The following is a 7,912-nucleotide window of genomic DNA, read 5'->3' as shown; positions in this document are numbered from 1 at the left end:
AAAAATATTCTTTAGCTTTAAAACGTTGAAAACTAAAAACTAAATTCAGACTTGTCTTCGAAACCCAACATAACACTGAAAAAGGATATTCACCGAAAACAGAATGTAATACGAATTGAATTTGAATATAATTCCAAATTAAATTACTTATTAAAAACAGCCACTCAAGCAAAATGGAGCAGTACAATGAATTGCTGGTACCTGGTAGAAAATAATTTTGAGCTGAATCCATTCTTTAAAATCTTAAAAAATCCTCCAGATGATATTTTTGCCAATTCAACATAATAGGTGTTATTACACCTACCTTAGTAAGGGTATAACATTACCTTTGAAAATGAGATAAGAAAAATAACATCACCAGGTGATGATGCACACACGTTATATGCCAGCTTGAAAAAGAACAGATGAAATAAATTTATGCAATAAAAGAGATAAAATATATAAGCCAACGCACAAAGCAAGAGTGTTCCAGCCCGTCACACAACCAGAACCTCGCTTCCACACACTTGCTTTCTTCGCCAGAAGAAATGAAGATATCGAATAATATAAATTATAAAACTAGCCTATTATGAGAGTTACAAGACTAAATATCAAAAACTTCAGAGGAATAAGCTCCGCTGAAATATATTTTTCAGACCATGTTGTTTTAATAGGTGATAATAATACAGGTAAATCTACAATATTTGAAGCACTCGATTTGACCTTAGGACCAGATAGAGTGAATCGCAAACCTGTTGTTGATGAGCATGATTTTTATAATGGAAAATATATTTCAGATGATGAAAGTGAAAATCCAGTAATAGATATTGAAGCTGTAATTACTAACTTGTCATTAGACCAACAAATTCATTTTAAGGACTATATTGAATGGTGGGATATTGATAAAAATAAACTACATAATACTCCTCCCCCAAAATCGGTAGACAAAGAAAATATTATCGCAGCCCTTAGAGTCTCTTTTATTGGACAATATGATGAAGATGAAGATGATTTTGAAGGTTCAACATACTTTTCTAGGTCAATAGAGGAAAGCGACAGACCACAGTCATTTTCGAAAAAAGACAAACAAAAATGTGGTTTTCTTTACTTAAGAACTTTACGAACAGGTTCTCGAGCTTTAAGTCTGGAAAAAGGAAGCTTGTTAGACATCATTTTGCGATTAAAGGATTCCCGTCCACAAATGTGGGAAAAAACAATAGACGAGTTAGATAAATTTCATGTTGCAGCAGACCCTGAACTAGGTATTTCAGGAATATTAGAGAGTATTGAAACTGCAATTAAAAAATTTGTACCAAAAGAATGGGGTATTTCACCACATCTTAAAGTCTCAAATTTAACAAGAGAGCATCTGAGAAAGGTAATAACCGCTTTTATCGCCACTGGTTCTGGCCAACATTCGGCACCATTTTACAGACAAGGAACTGGCACTATTAATATTCTTGTTCTAGCCTTGTTATCTCAAATTGCAGAAGAAAAGCAGAATGTAATATTTGCAATGGAAGAACCAGAAATTGCAATTCCACCATATACCCAAAAACATATTATTCATGAAATAAAAAAACTTTCAACACAATCTTTATTTTCTACACATTCTCCATACGTTATTGAAGAATTCGATATATCCCAAACTATTGTACTTTCAAGAGATGATAATGGTATTTTAAAACAGTCGGAAGTTAAATTACCAGAGGGAATTAAATTAAAAACATATAGACAGGAATTTCGTCAAAGATTTAGCGAAGGGCTTTTAGCACGAAGAATAATAATCGCAGAAGGACATACCGAGACTACTTCTTTACCAGCTGTTGCACGCAGACTTTCTGAATTAAATCCCCAAAAATACTCGTCGTTTGAATCATTGGGAATATGTATAATTGATGCTGGCAGTGAAAACAAAATTGTGGCTCTAGCTCAATTATATAATAGTCTTGGTAAGAGAGTTTTTGCTCTATGCGATAAGCAAAGCGATGATGCCAAGAAATCAATTAAAAAGAATGTTGAGAAATTATTTATGCATTCGGAAAAAGGATTTGAAAATCTTGTTTTAAAGAATACGACCACTGAGGCAATGGAAAGATTCAGTGAATTAATAGATTGGCCCTCTCATATACTTGAAAAATATCCAGACCCAAAAGATGATATCAAAAAAGCCTTATTAAAATATTTTTTATGGGCTAAAGGTAATTGGGGAATTGCAGATTTTCTTTCACAGTGTCAAGAATCTGAAATTCCCACTTGGCTTTGTGATGTTTGTATAGAAATTAAGGATTTATACGAATTATCACCTGAAATATAAAATTATCATGTCAAGTGAAAAATTTATATTGTCTAAAGAGCAAAAAAGAATACTTGATAATTTCGGTAATCAGCTTATAATTGGTGGCCCTGGTTCCGGTAAAACAACAATATCTATTCTAAAGGCAGGACAATGGGTTGAGAAAATAAAGGATAGCCAGAATGTCCTTTTCTTAAGCTTTGCAAGAGCTACTGTTTCAAGAGTTATTGAAGCTATTGATGAACAATCATTATTGTCGAGAGAAATAAAAAAGAGAATTCACGTTGATACATATCATGCTTTTTTTTGGAAGATTATTAAAACTCATGGCTACTTATTAGGTCTCCCACGGAAATTGTCCATATTAACCCCTGCTAACGAAGCAGTAGCATTATCTAATATTAGAAACTCATACGGCAAAATTAAAGACTTAAACGATAAAGAAATTGAAGAAAAAAAAGAAAAGGAATATGAAGCTATAAAAAAACTTGCATACGAACATGGGAAAATAGCTTTCGACCTTTTTGCTGAATTAACTTTCTTGCTTCTAAATGACTGCAACAAAATTCTCGAATTATTAACTGCCTCATATCCAGTTTTTATTTTAGATGAGTTTCAGGACACAAATTTTGAGCAATGGAAAGTTATAAAGTGCTTTGGTAAAAAAACTACGGTCATTGCACTGGCTGATTCCGAACAAAGAATTTTTGACTTTATTGGTGCAGACCCGCGACGAATCAATCAATATAAAAATTATTTTACGCCTAAAGAATTTGATTTAAGAAACGAAAATCATCGAAGCAGCGGCACTGAAATTGTCAAATTTGGAAATGATATTCTAAAAGAGGATTTTCAAGACAAATACAAAGGAATCAAACTTTTTACGTTTCCATCAAATAATAACCAAGCCTTTTCAGAACTTAAAATAAGGACGATTAAAGCACGGAAAAGACTACTAAATCAAGAAATAGAAGATTGGACATTAGCTATTCTTGTACCAACTAAAAAACTAATGCGGCAAGTTTCTGATAGTTTTAATGAGAAAAGTAAAAAATTACCGGCGATTTACCATCATGCAGTAATCGACATGCATGGCGCTATTCTAGCTGCTGAAATTATTTCATTTTTGCTGCAGCCCAAAGGTAAAAATGATGATTTAGACAATTTTATTCAACTCATATCTAACTACTTTTATGGAAAAGGGGGCGATACTCCAACAAAAACAGATATTAAGGAAGCAGAATCAATTCAAAAGTCATTTGACAAATTGTATGATAAAATCAAGTCTAATCAGAAAATTCCAAAGACAAGTATATTGCAGGCAATCATTACTGGGTACAACAGTTGCAGGGAATTAAAATTTACGGGAAATCCTTATGACGACTGGCTTTCTGTTAGAAATGCCTTAGAAGCTTCTGGTTGTAAAAGACTTAAAAACATTGCCACAGAAGCAAAAAATATTCGACTTCTCAATAGAGGTACACAATTGAGGGAAACATTATCTCAAAACTGGCGTGATAATGGTTTTTATAGAGATGCTCTCGACATAATTAGACAGGCTTTCATCGTTGAACATTTTTCAACTTCACAAAATCCAGAGAAAGGCGTCATTGTCATGAATATGCACAAAGCTAAAGGAAAACAATTTGACGAGGTGATTATATTTGAAGGCTGGCCCAAATGGTTTAGAAGGGAGATAGTTAGTAATCCAGACAGAATTGTAATTGGAAATAAAAAAGGTGGCGATATGACAAAGTTCAAATATAACTTAAGAGTGAGCGTTACTAGGGCAAAATTAAGAACAACCATAATGACTCCTGTAGATGACCCTTGTGTTTTATTCCTTTAAAAATTGAAATATGATTTATCAACTTTATCTCAGGCTTATCATCCCTTCGCTTTCAGGCATATTGGCAAAACGCACAAAGCCAACGCTAAACCAAATTTTGCCAAAAAGCCTTGCAGCCCTTCCCGCTCCGACGCAGACACAAAACAAATATTGTGGTAAAATTGAAAATAATGAATACAAAACATGATAAAAGCCGGACATATAACACGGTACATATTGCAGGGCGGGGTTCGGTGGTATACCAACTGCGGATTCTCGCATCGCAGTTCCGTGTCCTTCGGACAGGACCGCGCTCCGAAATCCGCCCCGACAACATGTACCAACCGTTAACGCCAATTATAAAACCAAGATAACTAATGCTTAAAAAAGGATTTTTAAAACCAAACTTGACAATTACTAAAATTGGAAGAAAACAATTTTGGTTTGGTTTGTTTTTTGGACTTTTTATTGCTTTTCTAATAAATCTCCTTTTTAATCATTCAAGAGAAATATTACGACTAACAACTTTCGAAAGAGACGCTTATATTTTAACATTCAGAGAATTTAAATTATATGATTTATTCTTTGCTGCATTTTCTTCAAGTCTTGGATTTGGATTTGCAGTAATTTGTTGGTTTTATGTATCAAACAAAAACAAAGGGGAAAAATATCGGACTACGTTTATAGCTTCAACTTCCTTTTTCATAACCTTTTTAGCTTTGGCAATTGTTGCCAGATTTGGTTCTGTCCTTTCGTTGATAGTATACAATCTTTATGGATACGATAACCATTTGGATATTTTGAAAGACTTTTGGTTGTTACTAATTCTTATTCCAGTTTATATCTTTTTTGCAAATTGGAATTCAATTCGACTTCTATTTAAAACAAAAAATTGGGTGCTTATCTCTGTAATTTTATTCCTTTTAAATACAGTGCTTTTGTATAAAACAACGAGTATAGACAGAAATAAATTAAACCAAATTTATTTCACAAGAAATAAAGACCGAATTGAATATATAGACAATGAAATAAATAAAGCAAAACAAAAAAGGATTAACATTTCGGACTCAACAAAACTTGTCTTACAAAAAAAGTATGCGGAAAGAACAACAAATCTTGTTGCTCAATTAAAGGAAGCTTTTAAAACAAATTCCAAAGTTCCGTTAGAGACTTTAATTCTTGAAAAGATTGTAATTCATAATCGAAATGAGCTGCAATACACCTGGTACAGAAACATTGACAGTACAGAACAAAATTGGTCTTACGCATTACCTGAAGAAATTTATTTTCAAATTTTGAAACATGATGTAAAAAGCCCAGAAACTAAAATCCTTTTTGAAATATTATCAGAGCAAATTTCAATCTTCACCGCAAAGGAAATTGACTGGATGGAGTTTGATAAATATTCAAATCTGGATAGGGAGAAGTATTATTTTAAAAGGGCAATTTTAAGGAAAACTGAAACCATACAAAGCAGATTAAAACAAGTGGTTGAAATGCTAAATTCCAATGACAAATTTAAAGAGTATCATTATCTCATTCCTGACTTTGAGTTTAATGAAACAAGAGGACAAAAAATATATGAAATACAAATAAATAACTGGCGTTAACAAATTGTATATGGCAGGCGGGGGTTTTAGCGGTCTGACAAGTCAGACCTCGTGCCCACTTTCCTGCGGGTCTGACACGATTTCTTTCAGAAATCCCGCCCGACCACATACAAGTGACCGTTGGCTGCAAGTGTAAAAAGACATGAGACATAGACAAAATTTCAACTAATAAATAGATGTAAATAATGAAAAAGAGATTATTAATAATTTTAGGATTCGCATTAATTTTAATTGTGGGTTTAGAAATATTCTTAAGAGTATATTACGGATTTTGTGATACGGTTTTAATGAAAGAAGACCCCGACTTTGAATATATAGCACAACCAAACCAACAAAGATTTAGATTTAGAAATCATGTTATGTATAATTCGCTTTCAATGAGGAGCAAGGAGGTTGATACTTCTTCAACAAAAATATTAGGATTTGGAGATTCTGTAGTAAATGGAGGAGTTCAAACAGACCAAGATTCTTTAGCAACAACAATTTTATCTGATTCCTTATCTAAATTTTATGAAAAAAAAATTCAATTTCTCAATATCTCTGCTGGTAGTTGGGGACCAGATAATTGTTACGCATATTTAAAAAAGTATGGAGATTTTGGAGCAAAATCGATTTTTCTATTTGTTAGTTCGCATGATGCGTATGACAATATGAATTTTGAAAAAATTGTTGATAACCATGTCAGTTTTCCGAGTAAACAATATTCATTCGCTTTATATGAATTAATTGACAGGTATTTACTTCCGAGGATAAAAAGCAAACTTAACAAGACAATGACTGAAACTGATAATTTAGGAATTAATAAGAAAAAAGATAACTCTCAATTTAATAGTGGCTTTGACTCGTTTGTTTCTTATTCAAAAGATAAAAATATACCATTGACAATTTATTTACATGCAGACCCAAATGAGAAAAAATTAGGAGCATATAATGACCAAGGACAGGAAATTATAAGATTTGCTAATGAAAACAATATTCCTATAATCTTGGACTTACAAAATGGTCTTGAATTATCAGATTTTCGTGATAACATACACATTAATAGCAAAGGTCAAAGAAAACTAGCGAATACGATTGTAAAATACATAGTACAACAAACACCAGCAGCCAACACGCGGTATAAAAAATTGCCTGGACAGTAGGTTATTCAAGGGTTGTAGCCCGCTTCAACTTTTGTGTAACTTGACAGGAAATCGCCCGCAATCGGCAACTTTTCATACCGCCATCCGTTACCAGCAAGTTTAAATTACCGAATGCAAATACAAAATAATCAATGCAAAAGCTCAAATTAATAAAACAAGAAAATCTACCCAAAGACAATGAGTTTTTATGGAGATATTTTGATTTACACAAACTTTTAAACTTTCTTCAAAACAAACAAATTCGGTTTACAAGAATGGACCAATTTGAAGACACACTTGAAGGCGTACCATTTGAAACACTTTTAAGAATAACACAAATGAGTAATATGCCGACATTTAGTTTAGCCAACTTTATACTAGACCATAAAACGACTACATTACCTCAAGACTCAAAACTTTTTGGGAGAATAGAAAAGATTTTACAAATTCAATCAAGTCATTATGTTTCATGCTGGTTTTCCGAACAAAGAGAATCGATGGCAATGTGGAATTTATACTCAAACTCTGACGGTGTAGCTTTAAAAATTCCATTTAAAATTTTAAAAAATCACCTAAAACCAAAATCAGAAGAACAAAATATTCAGGACTATTTTTGTGGAAAAGTAGAGTATCAAGATTTTCGAAATAAAAGTGTATATCCAGAGAATGAATTATCAAAAATTAAAAAAGTGTCCCTGAGAAAAGATGTTAGTTTTTCCCACGAGAAAGAAATCCGTTTTGTAATAAAAAAGGAAAAGACTAAGGATAATTTAGAATTAGGAATTAACTCTGAGCCTTTAAATCTAGAAGAACTGGACATTAAAATTGTATGTCATCCGAAAATGGATAGTTGGAAAAAAAAGAATATAAAACAATTACTAATAAATGAAAACCTATTTAGGTCATTTGAAAATTCAGAGATACGATTAAGACATTAAAAAAAAACCAGCTGGTAACACAGTACATATTGCAGGGCGGGGTTCGGTGGTACGCCAACTGCGGATTCCCGTTTCGCAGTTCCGTGTCCTTCGGACAGGAACGCTCTCCGAAATCCGCCCCGACAACATGTACCAACCGT

General features: G+C 32.8%; 7 protein-coding genes. 6 read left to right on the top strand and 1 reads right to left on the bottom strand.

Annotated elements, in window-relative coordinates; all coding sequences use genetic code 11:
• On the bottom strand, nucleotides 1-232 hold a 232-nt coding region (locus K5G00_RS28485), incomplete at its 3' end, for a hypothetical protein (RefSeq protein ID WP_238769893.1).
• A gap of 336 nt (nucleotides 233-568) precedes the next feature.
• Here K5G00_RS28485 and K5G00_RS28480 point away from each other — a divergent pair.
• The 6 genes from K5G00_RS28480 (at nucleotide 569) to K5G00_RS28455 (ending at nucleotide 7,772) form a co-directional block, all read left to right on the top strand.
• Nucleotides 569-2,296: an ATP-dependent nuclease gene (locus K5G00_RS28480; protein ID WP_238769892.1), complete on the top strand. Its 1,728-nt coding sequence runs from the start codon at nucleotides 569-571 to the stop codon at nucleotides 2,294-2,296.
• A gap of 7 nt (nucleotides 2,297-2,303) precedes the next feature.
• Entirely contained in the window at nucleotides 2,304-4,124 is a 1,821-nt protein-coding gene (locus K5G00_RS28475) for a UvrD-helicase domain-containing protein (RefSeq protein ID WP_238769891.1), read from the top strand.
• 10 nt (nucleotides 4,125-4,134) lie between these two features.
• The gene (locus K5G00_RS28470; RefSeq protein ID WP_238769890.1) at nucleotides 4,135-4,311 is read left to right on the top strand and encodes a hypothetical protein; all 177 of its coding nucleotides are present in this window, start codon (nucleotides 4,135-4,137) and stop codon (nucleotides 4,309-4,311) included.
• 169 nt (nucleotides 4,312-4,480) lie between these two features.
• Nucleotides 4,481-5,713, top strand: coding sequence for a hypothetical protein (locus K5G00_RS28465; protein ID WP_238769889.1), 1,233 nt, complete (start codon nucleotides 4,481-4,483; stop codon nucleotides 5,711-5,713).
• Nucleotides 5,714-5,898: 185 nt separating this feature from the next.
• Nucleotides 5,899-6,855 carry a hypothetical protein gene (locus tag K5G00_RS28460; RefSeq protein WP_238769888.1) on the top strand — a complete coding sequence of 319 codons (957 nt, stop codon included), beginning with the start codon at nucleotides 5,899-5,901 and terminating at the stop codon, nucleotides 6,853-6,855.
• A gap of 131 nt (nucleotides 6,856-6,986) precedes the next feature.
• On the top strand, nucleotides 6,987-7,772 hold the full coding sequence (locus K5G00_RS28455) for a DUF2971 domain-containing protein (RefSeq protein WP_238769887.1): 786 nt from the start codon (nucleotides 6,987-6,989) through the stop codon (nucleotides 7,770-7,772).
• Nucleotides 7,773-7,912 lie beyond the last annotated feature (140 nt).

It is taken from the genome of Maribellus maritimus, from assembly GCF_022267315.1.
GTDB classification, from domain to species: Bacteria; Bacteroidota; Bacteroidia; order Bacteroidales; family Prolixibacteraceae; genus Draconibacterium; species Draconibacterium maritimum.
Note: the sequence above shows the minus strand (reverse complement) of the source record. Positions and strands in the feature narration are given on the sequence as shown.